Source organism: Kineosporia rhizophila (assembly GCF_021277265.1).
Lineage (GTDB): Bacteria > Actinomycetota > Actinomycetes > Actinomycetales > Kineosporiaceae > Kineosporia > Kineosporia rhizophila.
The window spans coordinates 158,293-175,516 of record NZ_JAJSOH010000014.1 but is presented as its reverse complement, the minus strand read 5'-3'; the positions used below and the strand labels follow the sequence as shown (position 1 = coordinate 175,516).

At 70.6% G+C, this 17,224-nt stretch carries 12 protein-coding genes; 6 read left to right on the top strand and 6 right to left on the bottom strand.

Annotated features, from left to right (window positions below; genetic code table 11):
* Positions 1-126: 126 nt before the first annotated feature.
* The 4 genes from LWF15_RS20480 (at position 127) to LWF15_RS20465 (ending at position 7,159) form a co-directional block, all read left to right on the top strand.
* Positions 127-3,216, top strand: coding sequence for an ATP-binding protein (locus LWF15_RS20480; protein WP_232812482.1), 3,090 nt, complete (start codon positions 127-129; stop codon positions 3,214-3,216).
* A 188-nt stretch (positions 3,217-3,404) separates the two neighbouring features.
* Positions 3,405-4,610: a glycosyl hydrolase gene (locus LWF15_RS37680; RefSeq protein ID WP_232812481.1), complete on the top strand. Its 1,206-nt coding sequence runs from the start codon at positions 3,405-3,407 to the stop codon at positions 4,608-4,610.
* A 31-nt stretch (positions 4,611-4,641) separates the two neighbouring features.
* Entirely contained in the window at positions 4,642-5,754 is a 1,113-nt protein-coding gene (locus LWF15_RS20470; RefSeq protein ID WP_232812480.1) for a DUF2235 domain-containing protein, read from the top strand.
* Between the two features lie 4 nt (positions 5,755-5,758).
* Positions 5,759-7,159 (top strand): ATP-binding protein, encoded by a 1,401-nt coding sequence (locus LWF15_RS20465; protein WP_232812479.1) that lies wholly within the window; start codon positions 5,759-5,761, stop codon positions 7,157-7,159.
* On the opposite strand, the gene LWF15_RS20460 is transcribed toward LWF15_RS20465, so the two are convergent.
* The 5 genes from LWF15_RS20460 to LWF15_RS20440 all read right to left on the bottom strand — a co-directional run bounded on the left by LWF15_RS20460 (position 7,156) and on the right by LWF15_RS20440 (position 13,536).
* Positions 7,156-9,468 (bottom strand): putative bifunctional diguanylate cyclase/phosphodiesterase, encoded by a 2,313-nt coding sequence (locus LWF15_RS20460; RefSeq protein WP_232812478.1) that lies wholly within the window; start codon positions 9,466-9,468, stop codon positions 7,156-7,158. The genes LWF15_RS20465 and LWF15_RS20460 overlap by 4 nt on opposite strands.
* Before the next feature lie 165 nt (positions 9,469-9,633).
* Positions 9,634-10,923 carry a glycosyltransferase family 2 protein gene (locus tag LWF15_RS20455; protein WP_232812477.1) on the bottom strand — a complete coding sequence of 430 codons (1,290 nt, stop codon included), beginning with the start codon at positions 10,921-10,923 and terminating at the stop codon, positions 9,634-9,636.
* The gene (locus tag LWF15_RS20450; RefSeq protein ID WP_232812476.1) at positions 10,920-11,936 is read right to left on the bottom strand and encodes a glycosyltransferase family protein; all 1,017 of its coding nucleotides are present in this window, start codon (positions 11,934-11,936) and stop codon (positions 10,920-10,922) included. Before LWF15_RS20450 ends, LWF15_RS20455 begins: the two co-directional genes overlap by 4 nt.
* Positions 11,933-13,027 carry a glycosyltransferase family protein gene (locus LWF15_RS20445; protein WP_232812475.1) on the bottom strand — a complete coding sequence of 365 codons (1,095 nt, stop codon included), beginning with the start codon at positions 13,025-13,027 and terminating at the stop codon, positions 11,933-11,935. The genes LWF15_RS20450 and LWF15_RS20445 overlap by 4 nt, the downstream gene beginning before the upstream one ends.
* The gene (locus tag LWF15_RS20440; RefSeq protein ID WP_232812474.1) at positions 13,024-13,536 is read right to left on the bottom strand and encodes a class I SAM-dependent methyltransferase; all 513 of its coding nucleotides are present in this window, start codon (positions 13,534-13,536) and stop codon (positions 13,024-13,026) included. The genes LWF15_RS20445 and LWF15_RS20440 overlap by 4 nt, the downstream gene beginning before the upstream one ends.
* A gap of 158 nt (positions 13,537-13,694) precedes the next feature.
* Here LWF15_RS20440 and LWF15_RS20435 point away from each other — a divergent pair, with 158 nt between their 5' ends.
* The gene (locus tag LWF15_RS20435; protein WP_232812473.1) at positions 13,695-14,513 is read left to right on the top strand and encodes a hypothetical protein; all 819 of its coding nucleotides are present in this window, start codon (positions 13,695-13,697) and stop codon (positions 14,511-14,513) included.
* On the opposite strand, the gene LWF15_RS20430 is transcribed toward LWF15_RS20435, so the two are convergent.
* Positions 14,494-16,107, bottom strand: a complete 1,614-nt coding sequence (locus tag LWF15_RS20430; RefSeq protein ID WP_232812472.1) for a ricin-type beta-trefoil lectin domain protein — start codon at positions 16,105-16,107, stop codon at positions 14,494-14,496. The two genes, LWF15_RS20435 and LWF15_RS20430, sit on opposite strands and share 20 nt — an antisense overlap.
* 264 nt (positions 16,108-16,371) lie before the next feature.
* Between LWF15_RS20430 and LWF15_RS20425 the strand changes: the two genes are divergently transcribed.
* Positions 16,372-17,184: a hypothetical protein gene (locus LWF15_RS20425; RefSeq protein WP_232812471.1), complete on the top strand. Its 813-nt coding sequence runs from the start codon at positions 16,372-16,374 to the stop codon at positions 17,182-17,184.
* The last annotated feature ends 40 nt before the right edge of the window (positions 17,185-17,224 follow it).

Below are 17,224 nucleotides of genomic sequence, written 5' to 3'. Positions count from 1 at the left end.
CGGGGACACCTCGCCTCGGGCGGCCAGGGCCGTACGGGTGAGGCCGGGACCGGGGCCCGGGACGCGAAGCACCCGGCAGGCATCAGGACCGCCCGGTAACCAGCCGATGACCGGGTGGTGAGGTCGGTGAAGGCAGCCCTGCGGGTCGGTGGCCCCGCCGCCGTACTGCTGCTGATCGTCCTGGTCGTCGGCATGTCGGTGACGGGGGCCCTGGTGCGCACGGTGTGGGGCTGGCAGCAGGAGGCCACCGCGAGCGAGGTCGACCAGCGCACCCAGATCACCCGGTGGGCGGTGTCCACCCAGGCCCAGCGCTACGTGTCCACCGCCGAGCAGGTGGCCGCGGCGGTCGGGGCCCGGCCCGATGTGACGGTGCGGGAGCTCGACCGGATCATCGCGCCGCTGTTCGGGCAGGGTCTGGCCGGCGCGTCCGGGGTGACCCTGGTGGTCGCCGCCACCGACGCCCAGGTCGCGCAGGTTCAGCAGGACTGGCGCGAGCGCGGGGCGACCGGCCTGACCCTCGATCCGGCCGCAAACGCCGAGGATCAGGACGGGCACGCGTTCGGGGTGGTGCACATCGCCCTGGACGGGCACCCCGGTGTGCTGGGCCTGGACGCCCTGCAGGACCCGACCCTCGGCGCGGCCCTCCGGCAGGCCCGCGACACCCGGAGCACCACCATCTCCGACGCCTACGTGCTGCTCAAGGACCGGGCCCTGCCCGAGCCCCGGCAGCAGCTGTCGCTGAGCATCGTGGCCCCGGTGCCGAACCCGGACCAGGCCGGGCCGGACCAGTGGGTGCTGCTCGGCATGCGGGTGCAGGACCTGGTGGACCAGGTGGTGCCCTCGGCCGCGCAGGGCCAGGTGAACGTGACGCTCACCGGTTCCGGCGCCGAGGGCCGGAGCACCCGGCTGGCCTCGATCCACACCGGCGAGAGCTGGCCCGAGGGCCCGGTCAGCGAGGCCCTGCTCACCGTGGGCCAGCAGCGCTGGACGATGCAGGCCCAGGGCACCCGGGCCGCCGGAGAGAGCCGCTACAGCCCTCTGGCCACGTCGGTGGCGGTGTCCGGCTCGGTGATCACCGTGCTGCTGATGCTGCTCGTGTACCGGCAGTTCCGGGCCCGCCACAAGGCCGAGAGCGAGTCGCAGCGGGACGCCCTGATGCTGTCGGCAGTGCTGGACAGCATCGCCGACGGGGTCGGCGTGGTCGACCGCCAGGGCCGGTTCCTGCTGCACAACCGGGCGGCCCGGGACCTGCTGGGGGTGAGCGGCGACAGCAACGATCCCCAGCAGTGGCAGGAGCACTACGGCATCTACCGGCCGGACGGGGTCACGCCCTTCCCCACCGAGGAACTGCCCCTGGTGCGGGCCCTCGCCGGGGAGCGGACCGACCTGGTGGACATGCTGATCCGCAACTCCGGTCATCCCGAGGGCGTCCTGATCAGCGTCTCCGGCCGGCCCCTGACCGGCGCCTCCGGGGTCGAGGGCGGCGGCGCCGTGGCCGTCTTCCACGACGTCACCGAGCGCCGGCGGCTGGAGGCCGAGGTCCGCGCCGAGCACGATCGCTACGAACGGCTGCTGGGCCTGCTCAGCGATCTGGGCGAGGGCGTCCTGGTGACCAACGGCTACGGCATCGTCTACGCCAACCCGGCCTACGCCCGGCTGGTCGGCTACGAGGTCGAGGAGCTGATGGCCCTGCCTTCGAGCGCCCTGGCCGCGGACGAGGAGGCCCTGGCGGTCTTCGCCGACCTGCGCGAGCGGGTCACGGCCGAGGGGTCGGTGGGTACTGCGGTGACCCGGTTGCGGCACAAGGACGGGCACGTCGTGCCGGTCGAGACGGCCGGCCTGCACGTGTCCGACGACGACGCCGTGTTCGGTGCCTCGCAGCGCGTCTACGTGGTGCGTGACCTCACCGAACGGCGGCGCTGGGAGATCGACCTGGCCGAGCGGGCCGAGCAGTTGCAGGAGGCCAACCGCCGGCTGCAGGAGGCGCAGCAGGCCGCCGAGGCCGCCTCGCGGGCCAAGTCCGAGTTCCTGCAGTCGATGAGTCACGAGATCCGGACCCCGCTCAACGGCGTCCTGGGTTTCACCGCTCTGCTGGCCCAGTCCCCCGACGCGCCGGAGGCGGCGCAGTGGGCCCGCTGGGCCGACACCTCCGGCCGGGTGCTGCTCGACCTGGTCAACAACGGCCTGGACCTGGCCAAGATCGAGGCCGGTCAGGTGGACCTCGAACAGGTCGAGTTCGACCTGGCCGAACTGGCCGGGGAGGCCCTGCTGCCGAGCCGGCTGAAGGCCCGGGAGGCCGGGCTGCGGCTGGACCTGGAGGTGGCGGCCGACCTGTCCGCGCGGCGGTTGGGCGACCCGACCCGGGTGCGTCAGGTGATGACCAACCTGGTGGCCAACGCCACCAAGTTCACCCCCTCCGGCTCGGTCACCCTGACCCTCGACCAGGTCGGTCCCGACGTGCGCCTACGGGTCACCGACACCGGCATCGGCATGACCGCCGAACAGCAGGAACGTCTGTTCCAGCCGTTTCAGCAGGCCAGTTCCGACACCACCCGCCGCTTCGGCGGCACCGGGCTGGGCCTGTTCATCACCCGGGGCCTGGTCGACTCCATGCAGGGCAGCATCTCGGTGACCTCCCGTCCGGGGGTGGGCAGCACGTTCACGGTGCTCCTGCCGCTTCCCGCCGCGGCCGGGCCGCCGGCAGCCGTGCGCCAGATCCCCCGGCAGCTCGAACCCGACCCCGTCCCGACGCAAGCAGCCCCCGAACCAGGCCCCGGTCGTCCTCAGGTCGTCAGCTCTTCCCGATCACCCCAGTCACCCCGGAACAACCTCGGACTGCGGGTCCTGGTGGCCGAGGACAACCCCACCAACCAGCTCGTGGCCCGGGCGATGCTGCAGGCCCGCGGCCTTTCGGTGGACATCGTGGAGGACGGCGAGCAGGCCGTCGCCGCCGCGGCCGGAGGCGGCTACGACGCCGTCTTCATGGACTGCCAGATGCCCGGGGTGGACGGCTTCGAGGCCACCCGGCGCATCCGCGCGGCCGAGACCGGCGGCCGGATCCCGATCGTCGCGATGACCGCCAACGCCTTCGACGACGACCGGCGGGCCTGCCTGGACGCCGGCATGGACGACTTCCTGCCCAAGCCCTGGAAGGCCGCCCAGCTGACCGAGGTGCTCGAACGACTGACCCGGCAGACCACCTCTCAGGCGAACTGACGACGTCCGTGGGCACTTTCGTGGCCCGGGTCACCGCCCCAAGGTTGCCCGGCAATCAGTAAATTTTCCGTAACGCTTGTGTCCTGACGCACTTCCGGGGCGAGAAAAACGCGGTCTGGCGAAACTTGTTCCCAGAACGCGCTCGTTCGACCCACGCCGAACGGTGATCGCCTGACAAGGTGGACGCCGTGATTTACGACGATCGGCCGACGAAGCAGGACCTCCGCCCGGCCGAGGAGTGGCGGCCGCCGCGTCGCTCGCTGGGTTCGCGACTGCGCGGGATGGGCACCTGGTGCTCCCGTCACCGCACCCCGATCACAGCTCTCACTCTGATCACAGCTCTCGCCGCGGTGGTCACGGTGAGTTCCGTGCGTAACGCCCGCACCACGAGTTCCCCGACGGAATCCCTGACCCAGCAGACCCGTCCCGCAGTCGTGTCCACCCCGGAGATGGAGGCCGCGCAGAAGAAGGACGCCGTCCGGATGGGCGTCTTCGCCGGCACCAAGCTCGGCGACGTGCGCGCCTTCGAGAAGTGGGCGAAGCACGAGATCAGCTACGTCACCGACTTCGGCCCCCGCCAGACCTGGGACGACATCGCCCACCCGGAGGCCCTGCTGGCCGAGTGGAAGGGCAGCGGCTACACCCTGGTCTACGCCGTCCCGATGCTGCCCGAGACGCTGAACCCGGACAACAGCATGAAGCGCAAGAACCCGCTGATGCGCCAGGGCGGGAAGGGCGAGTACAACGATCACTTCGTGACCCTGGCCGAGAACCTGGTGCAGGCCGGTCAGAAGAAGGCGATCCTGCGGGTGGGCTGGGAGTTCAACCTGCGCTCATGGGCCTGGGGCACCGACGACGAGAAGCTCTACATCGACTTCTACCGCGAGATCGTCGACGCGATGCGCTCGGTGCCCGGTCAGGACTTCGAGTTCGACTGGAACCCGAACAACGGTTTCAACCCCAACCCCGGCGAGAAGTACTACCCCGGCGACAAATACGTGGACTACGTCGGGGTCGACGTGTACGACCTGCACGCCGGGGTCTACCCCTACCCGAAGAAGTGCGACGAGGCCTGCCGGAACGAGCGCCAGACCCGGGCCTGGACCGAGGCGATCTACGGCGGCCCCCACGGCCTGGCGTTCTGGACCGACTTCGCGGCCCAGCACGACAAGCCGGTCGCACTGCCCGAGTGGGGCCTGTGGGACCGCTTCGACAAGACCGGCGGCGGTGACAACCCGCTGTTCATCCACTTCATGCACGACTACATCAGCCGGCCGCAGAACAACGTCGCCTACGCCAACTACTTCAACCTGAACTCCTTCCAGGGCGAACACAGCCTGACCAAGTCCTTCCGGAAGTCGGGCAAGGAGTTCCGCGAACTGTTCGCGCAGTAGGCTGGTCGCCTTCTCGCCCAAGGAGGTCGCGGTGAAGCGCCTGGCCCTGTTCTTCGACGGCACCTGGAACCGTCCCTCGGCCCGGACGAACGTGTCCCGCATGCACGCCGCCCTGGCCGGCTCCGGCCCCGACGGGGTGGAACAGCGCAGCGTCTACGTCCAGGGGGTGGGCACCCGCTGGGGCGAGTGGCTGCGCGGCGGCGTCCTGGGCTTCGGCACCGCCGGCAACATCCGCCAGGGCTACGAGTGGCTGGTGCAGAACTACGACGACGGCGACGAGATCTTCCTGTTCGGCTTCAGCCGGGGCGCGTTCACCGCCCGCTCGCTGGCCGGGATGATCGCCCGCTGCGGCCTGACCGACCGCCGGGCCCCGATCTCCGCCGAAGAGGTCTACCGGCGTTACCAGCAGGGCCCGAAGGGACACGCCCCCGGCGCCCGGGCGGTCGACATCCACTTCCTGGGCGTGTGGGACACGGTGGGTGCGCTCGGCGTGCCCTGGGGCCGCATCCGGGGCCTGAGCCGCAGCACCATCCGCTTCCACAACACCAACCCCAGCGTGCGCTACCGCAACATGTTCCACGCCCTGGCGATCGACGAGAACCGCCAGGCCTACGCCCCCACCCTGTGGACCGCCTTCAGCCCGAAAGACGTTCCGCTGCAGCTTCTCCACGAGGACCAGACGCTGGAGCAGCGCTGGTTCACCGGGGCCCACTCCGACGTGGGCGGCAACCGCGACGACCCCAGCCTGGCCCGGATCCCGCTGGCCTGGTTGTGGGCCCGGGCCCAGGAGTGCGGTCTGCACCTGGATGGCTCCGCCCCGCTGGAGGCGGGCGACCATCTGCTGCCGGTCGAGGACAGCTTCGGCTCGTTCCTGCTCGGCTTCTACCGGATCACCCGCCTGGGCCGCCCGTTCCACCGGCCCATCGGCCGTCTGCCCCGGGCCACCCGCAAACGACCCGGCTGGTCGCACTCGCTGAACGAGACCATCGACGGCTCGGTGTTCGACCGCTGGCGCGACGATCCGGACTACCGGCCGGCCAACCTGGTGGCCTGGGCCGCCCGGCAGGGAGTCGACCCGGCCACCGTGCAGGGGGCCACCCCGGCCATCGCCACAGGAGAGCTTCCCCAAGCCGGGTTATCGTGACGGAATGGACAGCTTCGAGGCCGCCGGCGGTCGCTTCGACCTGGGCGCCGCCGACCTGGTGATCGCCCGGGTCCTCGGTACCCCGACCGCGCTGCCGGTGCTCACCGGTTCCGGCGACGACCTGCCCCGCCTGGCCCTGGTGCTGCGCTCCCAGGGCGAGCAGGTCCACGTCGAGGGCCGGGTCACCGTCCGTCAGCCCGGCTTCGACGGCCCGCTGCACCAGTTCATGGTCGGCACCGACTACGTGGCACCGGTTTTCGAGGCGCTGGGCCGGCTGTTCGAGAACGAGAGCCGGGGTGAGAAGCTCAGTGCCGACGGGGTCGAGGCGACGGCCGTCACCGGGCGCCCGATGCTCGACGGCCGGGTCACCGACCGACTCCTGACCACCCTCCCCCGAGGTGAGCTGGACGCCCGCCGGCTCGAGGCCGTCCTTCGTCTGCTCGTGGTTCTGGGGTCCCGCCGGCTGGCCACCGCCGAGGCGGGCACCTACCTGCGCGGGCGCAGCTTCCGCCTCGACCCGAAGGCGGCCGCGGCCGGCCCCGGCCCGAGCTGGCCGAGCTTCTCGCGCAACTCCCCGGCCACCCGCACCCCGCTCGACAACGACGTCCGCCTGGCCGACCTGGGCGGGCTCGAAGACGTGGTGAGCCAGCTGCGCGACGTGGCCGACTCCTTCCGTCATCCCGAGGTGATGGCCCGCTGGGGCGCCCGGCGGCCACAGGGCATCCTGATGTGGGGCCCGCCCGGTACCGGCAAGACCACCCTGGCCCGGGCCCTGGCCAACGAGATCGGCGGCACCCTGAAGGAGGTCCGCAGCAATGACATCCTCGACCGCTGGATGGGCGCCTCCGAGCGCAACATCGCCCAGGTCTTCGCCGAGGCCCGCGGCTACACCGAGCCCACCGTGCTGCTGTTCGACGAGTTCGACAGCATCGTCAGCTACGCCGGCCGGCCGCAGGGTTCGGCCGACCAGGCGATCAACTCGGTGGCGGGCATCTTCAAGCAGGAGATGAACGACCTGATCGAGGCCAACCCGAACGTCATCGTGGTGGCCACCACCAACTTCCCCGACCGGGTGGACGAGTCCCTGATCCGCTCGGGCCGTTTCGACGTCAAGCTCGCGGTCCCACTGCCCGGCGACGCGGCTCGCGCCGACATCCTGGCCAAGCTGCTGAAAGCGCTCGAGGGCAAGCACAGCACCGACGCCTTCCGCCTGTTCGCCGACGACGTCTCGGTGACCGAGCTGGCCCACCTGTCGGCCGGCCTGTCCGGGGCCGACCTGGCCGAGGTGCTGCGCCGGGCGCAGTTGGAGAAGGCGATGACCGAGGCCCGCGGCGGTCAGGCCGGGCCGATCACCCAGGCCGACCTCGAGCTGGCGATCATGAAGCTGGACGGCGCCCGCACCTAGGTCCTGACCACCTCGTCGTCGGTGAAGCCGCGCGCCGTCTCCTGATTCAGCACCCAGGCGTACAGCTGCACCGCCGGCAGCGGCGGGCTGTACACGTAGCCCTGCACCTCGTCGCAGCCGAGATCGCGCAGCAGGCCCAGGGTCCCGGACTGCTCGGCCCCTTCCGCCACGATCCGCAGGCCCAGCTGGTGGGCCAGGTCCACGGTGCCGGAGACGATCGCCCGCACCCGCGCGTCGCTCTGGATCCGCGACACGAAGGCCCGGTCGATCTTCAGCTCGGTGGCCGGAAGGTCGCTCAGGTAGGCCAGCGAGGAGTAGCCGGTGCCGTAGTCGTCGATGCTCAGGCCGAACCCGGCCTGAACGATCAGCGCGCAGATCCGCAACGAGTGCTCCGGGTCCTTCATCAGGCTGGTCTCGGTGACCTCGAAGGTGATCACCCCGGGCTCCACCCCGGCCTGAACGATCTGGTCGAGCATCAGCGGGAACACCGGGTCGGTCAGGCAGCTGGGCGACAGGTTCACCGACACCCGCAGCGGCTTCAGCCCGGTGCGCTCCCAGACCGCCGCATCGCGCAGCGCGCTCCAGACCACGAACTGGGTGAGCTCGCGCATCCGGCCGTTGCGCTCGACCAGCTCGAGGAACTGTCCCGGGGCCAGCAGGCCGCGCTCGGGGTGCTGCCAGCGCACCAGCGCCTCCACCCCGGCCACCTGCCCGGTGTGCATCGAGACCTGCGGCTGGTAGTAGACCTCGAAAGGCAGCCCGTGGTCGCCCTCGAAGGCATCGAGCAGGTCGTGGGTGAGCTGGTTCTGGTCGCGGCGCAGCCGGTCCAGGTCCTGGTCGTAGACGCTGACCTGGGCCCGGGTGGTCTTGGCCACGTACATCGCGGCGTCGGCCCGCCGCAGCAGCTCCTCGCCGTCGATCAGCCGGTCCGTCCCGAAGGTCGCCTCCCGGCTGGCCACCCCGATGCTCAGCCCCACCGGAACGGCCACCGACCGGCGCTCGCCCGCCTCGGCCAGCCGCCAGGCCACCGCCACCGCGTCGGCCGTGACGGTGCCCGGCAGCAGCACGGCGAACTCGTCGCCGCCCAGCCGCGCGGTCAGGCCACCGGCCGGGGTGCCCTGCCGCAACAGCTCGGCCGTGGCGACCAGCACCTGGTCACCGGCGGCGTGCCCGAGGCCGTCGTTGATGTCCTTGAAGTCGTTCAGGTCGATGACCAGCAGCGAGGCCTGCCGCCCGGCGCGGGTGCGCTCGGCCAGTTCCCGGGTGAACGCGCGGCGGTTGGCCAGGCCGGTGAGTTCGTCGGTGAGGGCCTCCTGGCGGCGCACGGCCAGGTTGGTCAGGTCCCGCACCAGGTGCACGCTCCGGGCCCCGGCGCCGAGAATGGCCAGGCCGGCCAGGACCACGGCGGCCCCGGTCAGCCCGGGATCCAGCCGGCTGCTGAGCAGGAGCACCGCCAGCGCGGCGAGCAGCACGGTCAGCGCCCCCTGGTTGACCTCGGTGGCGGAGGCCGGCTGGGGCGTGGCCACCCGCGGGGGCGCCAGCGCGTTCAGCGCCATCACCGAGATCGGCAGCACCCAGGCGACGGTGAACACGTTCTCCCCGGCGACCGACTGCGACCAGGCCAGCGACTCGGGCAGGAGCCCGGTGCACGGAGAGACCGCGGTGCCGACCACGGCCAGCAGCAGCACCGCCACCCCCCGCCAGGTCCGCCAGTCTCTGGCCACCGATCCGCTCTGCACGAAGAACGCCCCCGTGCCGACCAGCACGACGCCGGCTCCCAGGCACAGCAGGTGCAGCTGGACCGAGAGCCACGACGACGGCCCGGCCGGGTTCTCCAGCCAGTCGCCGTGCAGCCCGATCAGCGCCAGGTTGCCCAGCGCGGCCACGGTCAGGGTGGCGCTCAGGCCGTTCAGCACGTCGCCCGGGTCGGCGATGGCCGTGCGGCTGCGGTTCCACAGGATCAGTCCCTGGTACGTCAGCAGACACGAGACCAGCACACCGGCCGGGAACAGGTAGGGGGCGGCGGCCGAGGTACCGATCAACACCCGCACCAGCAGGTCGGCCACTGCCCCGGTCGAGAGCGCGAAACCCGCCCAGGCGAACCAGGTCCACACCCGCTGGTCTCCGCTGTGCCCGCGGGCCGACCGTTGCACCAGCACTGCGGTGGCCGCGGTGACTATCGCGACCCGGGCGCTGGAAACCGCTGTCGCTCCGGGGAACAGAACGACCCCGATGAGAGCGGACAGGCTCACAGCCGCCGGCCCAAGGACGCGTGCCCGCGCCGAGAGCGCGTCCCTCACCTGGGCCATGGGTCTACTTTCCTTCGCAGCAACCCCGCGGTTCCGGGCCAATACGGCAGTCGGCCGCCAGTGGCCGCCCATGAACAGACCGTGGCCGCCTACGCCACGCGGACGATCCCGTCACCCGTTCGCCCGGCATCCGCTACGGCAGCGTAAGCACGAGCGCAGAGGTCTTTACGCCGTTCGGGTCCGGAGCCGGGAGGCCAACTCCACGCGGCCGAAAAGGTCGTCGAGCAGATCCCGGCCCGGAAAGCTGTTCTGCCAGCGTTCGGCGCGCCGCCGCGCGCGAGTGGCCGTGATCGTGAGCCGCGGTTCGTCCAGCCGCACCTCACCGGCGCCCGAGTGCCGTAGCCAGGTAAGAGCGTCTTCAATTGAGGCAGTGAGCTGTTCCGGATCTTCGGGCATTCCGTGCAGGGTGGCCTGGAAGCGGGCCCGGCTCTGCTCCTGCGGGCCGAATTGCGCGTTCTGCTGCACGGCAATGTTCAGGGGCGCGGCGCGCAAGTGGTCCAAGACGTCCTGAACTGCCTGATTGTGGACGTCGGTGAGCCCCGTCCAGGTCAGGAGCAGGTTGGCGGGGTGGTCGGGTCGGGCACAGACCTCCGACTCCGGGATACGGCGCAGCAGAGCCTCTTTTTCGTCCTGCTTCATCGCCTGCCGGCTCTCGGGGGTGGAACGGCCCGCCCAGTCCGGCCCGTCGTGCCAGGCCACCGCCCTGGGCTCGTGCGCCAGCACGGCACCCGCATTCCAGGCGCGGTGCGCGAACTCCCAGTCCTCACCGCCGTACTGCTGGAACGACTCGTCGAACCCGCCCAGCTCGCGGAAAAGCGCGGTGCTGCAGGCCATGACCGCACTGATGATGTACTTGTAGCCGTTCTCGCCGGCATCCAGCAGATCACGCGTGTCCCGGTACTCCCGGCTGAGCCACTCGGGCGCGGTGAGGATCTCGGGTGCCGGGCCCTTGCCGCTGAACCAGTCCCGCACTCCCTCGGCATTCCAGCCGGCCAGGTCGGCGTGTTCCCGCCGCCCGACCACGAGGGCGTCCGGCAGCTGTCCCGGAAGCCTCGAAATGGCGCTCAGATAGCTCGGTTCAGGGATGGTGTCCTGATCGAGGAAGCACAGCACCTGCCCCTCGGCCGAGGCCGCAGCCAGATTGCGGGCCGCGGCCGCGCGGAAACCTTTGTCCTCCTGATGGAACGCGCGCACCCGCAAGCCGGACGTGTCGAACCGGCCCAGATCGAGAGGATCCGGAGAGCCGTCGTCGGCCACCAGCACCTCGAAGCGCCCCGACGGAAAGTCCTGGCCCCGCAGGCCCTCCAGCAGCAGAGCCAACTGCTCGGCGCCCTGGTAGTAGGGCACCACCACACTCACCTCAGGCGACTGCGCGGCCGGGCGCTCGGCCAGGTCCCAGCGATTTCCGGGAACCACGAGCTCACCGCGGGGAGCTACCAGGGCATGGTCGATCAAGAGCTCACTCCTGCGGGTGCGAACACGTTCAGATACGCTTCGGCCACGGCACTTTCGTGTCGCTCAGGCGGCGGGGTCTGCAATAGCCAGGACTTCGAGGCGTCGGCCAGAACCTCGCGGGCCGCCTCGGCGAACTCACCGGGGCGGTAGAGGGTGAGCAGGCCCGGGCAGTCCTCGGCCAGCTCACGGGTGTACGGGCCTTCCGCCACCAGCGGGCGACGGCCGGCAGCGATCCAGGTGTTGAGCGAACCGGAGGCAGAGATGTTGGTGGCGGGAACCACTGGCACCGCCGACAGCCGCAGCCGGGTCTGCAGTTCCGCTTCGGGCAGGAACCCCGTTACCGCGAACGAACGACCGGAACGGGCTGCGGCATCCGTCAGCTCCGACCCGAGGTCAGCGTGGTTGTCGGCCAGGCGGCCGATCGCGGTGAGCGCGATTCCCTCTGGCAGATCACGCATCTCACCCAGCACGGCCGCGTGCCCCTTGCCCGGGTAGATGAACCCGAAGACCGCCACCTCCGGCCGTGGCCGCGGCCTGTCGGCCGGTTCGACCACCGGGTCGGCCGCCATCGGCAGGGGGATGACCTGGGCGCTGGTCACCTCGGGGGCCAGCTGGTTCAGCAGCCGTAGCTCGTGCCGGCTGCTCACGCAGACCACGTCCGCGGCCCGGGCCACCTCGCGGTACCCGGCCGAACGACGCTGGTAGCGGCCGGGTTCGTCGGCCGGATCGGGCAGGTCGTGCAAGGTCACCCCGACCGGTCCGGGCAGGGCCGAGCGCAGGCGCACGAACCCGGCCGCCGCCGTGGTGGTGTGCGGGCCGAACAGGGCCTCGGTGTACTGCAGGTGCACCGGGGCCCCGAGCTCGCGGATGCGGGCCAGCACCGAGGCGTCGAAAGCCTCCGGACCCGGCAGGTGGATGCGGTGGCCGCCGGTCTGCCGGGCCAGCCAGTCCGCGAAGATCACCACGCCGTGGTCCGGCGGCCCCACCACCAGATGGACGGCTGGTTTCGTCATCCGACCGCGCCGACGGTCTGGCGCAGCGCCACGGCCCGCACCGGCAGCGTCTTACGGCGGTGGGCCCGCCGGTACACGTCGGCGTGCTGCGCCTGCACCTGCTGGAGCTGTGCGGCCCGGAAGCCCGGGGTCGCGGGCTGGACCGGGCCGGCCTCCAGCGACCGGCGAACGGCCCGGGTCAGCGATGCGGCGCGGAGCCCGGTGACCTCGTCGTGCTGGTAGGTGAGCACCTCGTCCCACTGGTCGGCGTAGTAGCCGCAGGAGGGCGCCACGATCCGGGTGCCGGTGTCCCGGCAGGCCTCGAGCCAGCCCGAGTGGGTGCCGAACCGGTTGGGCAGGACGTACGTGTGCAGGCCCTTCAGGTAGCCGGCCAGGTCGGCATCGCTGAAGCGCTCGTGGACCACCAGGTCGAGCAACCCCTGCTCGGCCAGGCTGCGGGTCAGCTGCAGCTCCGGACGGTTCCGCACCCCCGGGTGCAGGTCGATCCGCAGCCGCGCCCCCGCCGCCTGCGCGCCGCTGAGCGCGGCCCGCACCACCTGGTCGGGCCCGACCACGTTGCGCCGCAGGTCTTTCAGGTGGATGCCGACGATCTTCTGCGGGCCGGGCGCCGGGCGCCGGCTCAGCAGGCTGCGGTCGAAGATGGCCGGATGCGGCACGACCTGGGCCCGCCGGCCCCAGCGCCGGCGGATCTCCGCCGCCGCGCCCGCGGTGAGGGTCAGGACCACGGCCGCGGCGGGCACCAGCAGGTCCAGATGGCGGTCGTGGGCCTCGGGGGTGTCCTGGTGCGGGTTGCGCAGGTCGTGGACCGTGAGCACCAACGGGACCCGCAGGCGTCCCAAATGCATGATCCAGTGCCGCATCTCGTCCACGTCGAGGTGCTCGTAGCCGAAGTGCACGTGCACCACGTCGAACTCGCCCCGGTGCTGCGACAGCCACTGCGGGGTCAGGGCCGGGCTGGGCACCGCGCCGGGCGAACCCTCGAACCGGAAGGGACTGGGGCAGACCTGGTGCACGTAGGGGTGGTCACCGGGGATCTGCAGCACCCGCGGCGAACTGCCGACGGGCCGGTCGAGGACGGGATCGCGCCTCACGAGGTGAGGCATTCGTAGACGCCGACCTCGGTCCCCGTCCACGAGCGCCCGATACCGGGGAACGTCTCCAGGATGCGCTCGTGGTTCCAGTCCTCCACCACGTGCACCTCGTGCGGGTTGCCCTCGATCTCGCCCTGCGGGTAGTGCACCACCGGGATGGACAGGTACACCGCGCGGCGAGCCGCCTTGCGGGCCTTGTCCCACAGCGCCAGGGCATCCGGCTCGCTCATGTGCTCGGCCACGTCGCCCAGGATCACCACGTCGGCGGCCGGGAGGTCGGCCTCGCGGGCGTCCGCCACCACGATCTCGTCGTAGTAGTCGCGCAGGCGGTAGGTGGTCACGTAGGGCTCGTAGATCTCGATCCCGGTGATCCGGTCGATCGGCAGATCCTTCAGGAGCTTGGCGTAGGTGCCCACGCCGGGGCCGATGTCGAGCACCGTCACCGCGCCCTCGGCAGTCAGGCCGGCGATCCGGTCGTGAATCCAGTCCTTACCCTCAGCTGAGCTCATCGGCATGGTGGGCAGCATCGCACCGGCCGGGGAAGCTCACATCACGAAACGGCCCCCAGCTCGGTACGCCGGTTCCGGAGGACCGACGAAAACCCCTCCCCCGCCCCATCCGGAACTTTAGGCTCAGGATGACCCCGAGCCCAGCGAACGGATTCGCCATGCCCACCGCCCGGCCCGCAGTCCGGCCCCGGCTGCGCCGAGGAGTTGCCGCGACCCTCACCGCACTGGTGCTGGCCGCCTGCACCGGTTCGCCCGATCCGCAGCCGAGAGCCAGGCTCCGGTCCGGCGCCGCCGAGCCGTACGCCGGTCTGAAGCCGCGGGAGATCCTCGAGCTGGCCGAGCAGAACTTCACCGAGGCCCGCTCGGCCCAGGTGCAGATCAGCTTCGACGAGGGCGACGGGCCCCAGGAGTACGACCTGCGCGCGGGCCGCAACGGCCAGGGCCGGGGTGAGATGACCGATCCGGCGGGCGGGCTGCTCAAGATCAAGGTCGTCGACGACATCGGGTACCTGCTGCCCAGCTCGTCGCTGCTGGACGAGCTGGCCGGGGACGACCAGGCGGTACGCCGCGAACTGCGGGGCCGTTGGCTGGAGGCTCCGCTGGACCACGACCCCGACTGGGGCGGCACGTTCGACGTGCTCGACCTCGGGTTCCTGCTCGACGACCTGATCGGCGTGACCAGCGACCAGCGCAACCTCCTCCAGGTCAAGGGCAAGATCTTCGACGGCCGGAAGACGATCGGGATCCGGCGCAAGAACCTGCGCGCCACCCTGTACGTGTCCGCCGACGGCTCGGGTGAACTGGTCGCCTCGGTGGATGCCGGAACCCGGGCCGTGTTCAGCCACTGGAACGAGAAGATCCAGGTCAAGGTCCCGGCCCTGACCTACCCGCTGGAGGCCACCGGCTCGCACGAAGAGGTGGTCCGGACGTCCGGACCACCTCTTGGCGCGAGCGTGTCTACTGGGTCAGCACCGTGATCCCGAAGTCCCGGTTGGCCGTCCGGAAGTCCTGGTAGAGCATCCGGGTCTGCGGGCCCCAGCCCTGCTGGGCGGTGTTGTTGCAGTCCCAGAGCTGCACCTTGGCCCCGTTGTTGTTGATCTGCCCGAGGTCGCCGTCCAGGCAGCGGCCGTTGTAGATCGACTGGATCGGCCCGGCCACCGAGCCGTTGAACTTCCACTTCTGCTGGTTGGTGCCGTTGCAGGTCCAGAGCTGGATCCGGGTGCCGTTGCCACCGATGGTGGCCAGGTCGGCGTCCAGGCAGAAGCCGTCGTTGGTGGCGCTGCGGATCGTGCCGTCGTTGCGGAACACGAAGTTCTGCTGCGTGGAGTTGTTGCAGTCCCACAGCTGGATCCGGGTGCCGTCGCGGTTCAGGTTGCCGGCGTCGGCGTCCAGGCACTTGCCGTTGTACGAGATCTTGATCGGGTAGAACGAGCTGCCGCCCGAGATCGTGCCTTTGGCAGTCACTTTGGCGCCATCCAGGGTGAATACCGGTCCGCCGCTGTCACCCGGACGGGAGCCGATGCCTCCGCGCGAGTGGGCCAGTACCAGGTCGGTGTACGTCTCCCCGGCGAAGCTGTAGCTGTACGAGAAGTCGTTGGAGTTCTGGATGTTGCACTGCGCGCCGCTGGTCATCCCCGACTGGCAGACCCATTCGTTGGGGAAGGCGTCGTTCCAGCCGCTCACCGCCTTGGTGAACTGGCCGCGGTCCTCGTACAGCTTCAGCCCGCCCCCGTCGAAGATCCGCCCCGACGAGCCGGCCCGGATCAGCATGATGTCGTGGGCCACGTGTTCGCTGTCTCCCGTGCCGACCGTGCGGGAACTGTTGCCGTTCAGGAAGGTCCCGCCCGGCCAGCCGCAGTGCCCGGCCGTGAGCAGGTACTGAACATTGTTGCGCTGCACCGCGAAACCGGTGGAACAGCCACCTCCGCCGGGATTCGTGATCCGGCCACCGCCGTAGTAGGGCGCATAGTCGTCGACCCGGCCGGTGGGCTGCGGCGCCGGGGCCACCTCCACCTTCATCTGCACGGCCGAGTCGTCGAGCGCGCGGGCCCGGAACGTGGCGGCGCGAGCCGTTCCCAGGGGCGAGGACGTCTGGGCCACCAGGCCGCTGCCGTCGGCGGGCACCCGCACGCCGAAGACCGGGCCGTCATGGGCGGCGATGTACTTGATCGCCTCCTTCTCGGCGGCCTTGAGCTCGGTGAACGAGTAACGGGCCGACCGGAGTTCGGCGGCCGCGGTGCTGGAAACGAGCTTACGGACGCTCGTGGGCACCTTTCCCTTCCAGTAGACACTCACGGTGTCACCGGTCAGTGAGATTCCGGTGTACCCGGCGTGACGGCCACCTTCGAGGGCGTCGCGTAACTGCTGGGCCGCCTTCACCAGCGGAGCCTGCTTCGCCATCCGGGCCTTCTGGGCGGCCGGGACGTACTGGAAGGGGCGACTCTCGGTCTGAGTCGGTTTACCCTCGGCCGATTTTCCTTGCGACGAGGCCGCACTGGCGGTGAACGGGGTGGCCACCAGGCACCCGACCACCACTGCGGGGATCCCCAAAGTACGCCAGTAACTCTTCATCTCAGCCCTCCGGGCGGGATTGTCGAGCCCCACAGGAAGGGTGAGGCGCCCCTGGAGAGGCGCCGGGTGATCGCCGGAATGCGTTTCATGATCGGCTTCATCCGTTCGGCGCAACCTGAGAATCGGCTGAGAATCAGCCGGGGAGAAATTGGGTAAACAGGCCTCACTCGCCTCAAGCGAAACTTAAGCTCGGCGGGCACGTGCGTAGTGCGGCGCCCCGGCCGATCCGGACAGGCGCGCTCAGTCCCAGCGAACGGATTCGCCTTGTCTGCCAGTGTCAGCCGGTCCCGCACCGCCCGCTCCATCACCGTCACCATCGCCTCGGCCCTGGCCGGCTCCCTGATCCTGGCCGGTTGCGGTGGCGGCGACGACGAGGCGCCGGCCTCGAAGGCCACCGCGGAGTCCAAGGCCTCGCAGCCGGCCGCCGAGGGTGAGGGTGACGACGCCGCGGCCGAACCGTACGCCGGGATGGAGCCGCAGGAGATCCTCGCCCTGGCCAACGAGAAGGCCAAGAAGGCCAAGACCGTGCAGGTCAAGCTGGCCTACGCCGACAAGGGCGGCAAGATCCGCTACAACATGAAGATCTCGCGGGCGGGGCGGGCCACCGGCAAGCTGACCGTGCCCAAGGAAGGCTCGATGAACCTCACCATCATCGGTGAGCAGGGCTACTTCCGTCCCGGCAAGGACATGCTCAAGGACATCGCGGCCGGCGACCAGGCGGTGATCGACCTGATGTCCGGGCGGTGGATGGAGTTCTCCCGCAAGGACAAGGACATGGCCGACATGTACGACGTGATGGACGTCGACTTCGTGGTCACCGACCTGGTCGACCTCTCGTACGAGGGTGACGACCTGGTCCGGGTGGAGGGCAAGAAGATCGCCGGCCGCGAGACCATCGGCCTGAAGACCGAGTCGGAGAAGGGCACCACCTACATCGCGGCCGACGGCTCCGGCGAGCTGGTCTCCTACCAGGACCCCGAGGCCAGCGGCATCTACACCAACTGGAACAAGAAGCTGAAGATCAAGGCCCCGGCCGACCCGATCTCCGCCGAGGACCTCGCCTCCGGCAACTTCTGACCCCGGAACGAGCCTGGAATGCGCAGGGCCCCGGGCTGGT